Here is a 2738-nt window from a genome sequence, read left to right as displayed (position 1 = left end):
AACTGTATCTGAACGAGTTTGTTTATAAGCTAAATCGCAGATATTTTGGTGAGAAAATCTTCGATAGACTAGTGATAGCAAGTATTACAGGAGTATGATTAAAAACGGATATGCATAATTTTTTACCTATATTGATAAGAAAGTAGCATAATTTGTATTTTAGTTTAACATTTCGAGTTGAAAAATGTTTTTTGTTTAGTGTTATATTGTTGAATGAAGCGGAGAAATAAGCCGAACAGGAACCGTTCAAAAAATAGTAGGCAAAACTTAAAAAATGAAAAAAAATGAAACATTTAAAATTAGCGCTTTTCTCTTTTATCGCACTTTTTGTTAGTGCATGCATTTTAGTAAGTTGTTCAAATGATAGTGATACAACTAATAGTGAAACATCAGGTAAAAATGTTGAAACATTTTTAAAATCTTTTTACAAGCAAAACTCTGAACTAGGTAACCCTAAAGAGATAAAATCTAGAAACGAAACGAATACTTTAAATAGAACGGTAGAAATGCAAAGCTATTTAATTACAGAAGTATTTGTTGGTGATGATACAAGAGCAAGAGGTTATATAATTACTGAAAAATCATCAAATGATTTTGTTTTCTTTTTAGATGTAAACAGATTAAGCTACAAGTTAACTGCCGTTAAAATTGAAACTAATGAAACAAAGCATTTTAATGAAATTAATGAGTTAGAAAAATATTTATCAACTGATGAATTTGATTTCATAAAAGTAATTGAAGACCCAGAATTTGAAGACCCAGTTGTAACTGACCCAGAACCAGTTGCTTTAAGAATTAGATATTCTTATGGTTCATGTGTAAATGGTGTTCGTGGCGTTTATCAAGCAAGTTATTTTTTAGGTATAAGGCTATCTAAAGTAACTGCTACAATGGAAACAAATGAAAATGGAAATTATGTTCATGCAACTGTTGGTTGCAATGAAGAGTACAATCCAAATTAACAAAAATAAGCTATTAACCTTCACAGGTTAATAGCTTTTTAATTTATTTATCATGAAAAAAAATATTTTCCCGATAATATTTACTTTAATAATAAATATTTCAAATTCTCAGGTTTTCATACCGTTGGATTTAGACACTCATGAATTTATAGATGAAGTTCAATATTCACTTTTTCTAAATAAAAAGTTAATTTTCAACGCATTATCAGAAAATAAGAATATTACAAAAATTGACAGTAAAATTAATTACGACTCGATTAGTTTTTCAAGATTAGATTACAAACCATTTGGAATAAATAGAAATAAACTTGACACAATTATTTTTTTGGAAAAAAAAATAATTTATTTAGATGAAGTAGTTGTTGTTGCGAAAAATAATCTTTTAACAATTGGAGAAACAAATCGGTTTGTAAAAAAGCAAAGCAAGTCCATAGCTAAAGATTTATATTTTGGTATAGTGCATAATAACAAATTTAAAAATAACATAATAATAGACAAAATAGCTTTTTTTACAGAAAAAATATTTTATAAAACACTATATAAAATAAATTTCTACGAAGTTGAAGAAACTTCACCAATTAAAGGTAATCAATTTGCAAATTTGGGTAATTTACTATACTCGACAGATATACTGTCAATTGATAAAAAAGACAAAAATAAAGTAGAAGTCGAAATTAATCAAAACTTAATATTAATTCCAAATAAAAGTGTATTTATTTCAATTCAACTAATAGATTATTTAGACGAAGAAAATAACATAATTAAACCTCCAAATGAAAAATTCACAAAAATAAAATTTCAATTATCAGATGAAATAAATTATTATTCTAAAACTATTGATTTAATTACAAAAGAATCAAGTGTAAGTTTGATGAACATTAATCGTATGATAAATTATGATTTTGCTAAACAATTTTTTTTAAAACCCCACAAAAGCATACTGGTTACTCCAGCAATAATATTATATGCTAAAGAATGGTAAAAAGGCTTCCTGTAACCGTCGTTTGGCAATATGGCGGGTTTTGGCTTAATTTAAAGATAGTTTTGTACTTGCAAAGTCAGTTTTTATCCGAAAGTTTAGGCTTCCTTAATCCGCCACATCGCCAAGCTGCAAAACGTTAGCAGGCATATTAGAAAAAACGTAGAGAAAATCAAGAAAAAATTGAATCCGAAATTTAAATTATGAAAGCAAATTATCTAATATTTATTCTTGCATTTTTATCTTGTAATAATTCAAAAAAGGAAAATTCAGAAAATAAAGTTGAAACTAAAATAGAAATGACAAACCAAAATGACGAAATATTTCTCGGTAAAGTTGTTATAATATTATCCGAAGAATTAAACGACAATTCGAGCGTAATAAATATTCAAGATTATATTGAAAACGGAAAGTCATTTATTCCGTTTTTTTCCTCAATTGAGAAGTTTAATGAATCTACAAAAGGAAATATTAAAAATCAGAAAATAGAAATTGATGGAATATTTTTATTGTCAATATTAAACGGAAATGAAACGCTGAAATTAAATCCAGGTTTAGAAGATGAAACAGTTTTTAAATCAGAATCATTAATGAAAAAATATTCTGAAAAAATTGAAAAGTTGAAAATAAAAATGGAAAGCTTAAACAACAATAAATAAAAAAAAACTGCACACAACAGCTAGGGGTTCCTATGTAAAGCAATTAAAGTTATTAACAACTTTTTATATGGCCGATTTGTAGGTGATTTTCGAGTATAAAGTGCCGGTCCAACGGCTTGTTGGAAAAGTTGGGAACAA

3 protein-coding genes and 1 pseudogene are annotated in these 2738 nt (G+C 26.5%); all 4 read left to right on the top strand.

Annotated elements, in window-relative coordinates; all coding sequences use genetic code 11:
• Positions 1-98 (top strand): annotated as a pseudogene (locus tag ACIQ2X_RS15530) (IS1595 family transposase); the annotation flags it as partial.
• 186 nt (positions 99-284) lie between these two features.
• On the top strand, positions 285-962 hold the full coding sequence (locus ACIQ2X_RS15525) for a hypothetical protein (RefSeq protein WP_396179878.1): 678 nt from the start codon (positions 285-287) through the stop codon (positions 960-962).
• A gap of 52 nt (positions 963-1014) precedes the next feature.
• A complete protein-coding gene (locus ACIQ2X_RS15520; protein ID WP_396179877.1) occupies positions 1015-1944 on the top strand; it encodes a hypothetical protein in 930 nt (309 codons plus the stop codon).
• A gap of 200 nt (positions 1945-2144) precedes the next feature.
• A complete protein-coding gene (locus ACIQ2X_RS15515) occupies positions 2145-2600 on the top strand; it encodes a hypothetical protein (RefSeq protein WP_396179876.1) in 456 nt (151 codons plus the stop codon).
• The last annotated feature ends 138 nt before the right edge of the window (positions 2601-2738 follow it).

This window comes from Flavobacterium sp., assembly GCF_044368625.1.
GTDB lineage: Bacteria > Bacteroidota > Bacteroidia > Flavobacteriales > Flavobacteriaceae > Flavobacterium.
The sequence above is the reverse complement of the archived record's forward strand: the minus strand, read 5'-3'. Positions and strand labels throughout refer to the sequence as shown.

Bases quoted from the DNA above. Each gene is read 5' to 3' on its own strand.
- ACIQ2X_RS15525 (WP_396179878.1), top strand. From the start codon at position 285: ATGAAACATTTAAAATTAGCGCTTTTCTCTTTTATCGCACTTTTTGTT.
- ACIQ2X_RS15520 (WP_396179877.1), top strand. From the start codon at position 1,015: ATGAAAAAAAATATTTTCCCGATAATATTTACTTTAATAATAAATATT.
- ACIQ2X_RS15515 (WP_396179876.1), top strand. From the start codon at position 2,145: ATGAAAGCAAATTATCTAATATTTATTCTTGCATTTTTATCTTGTAAT.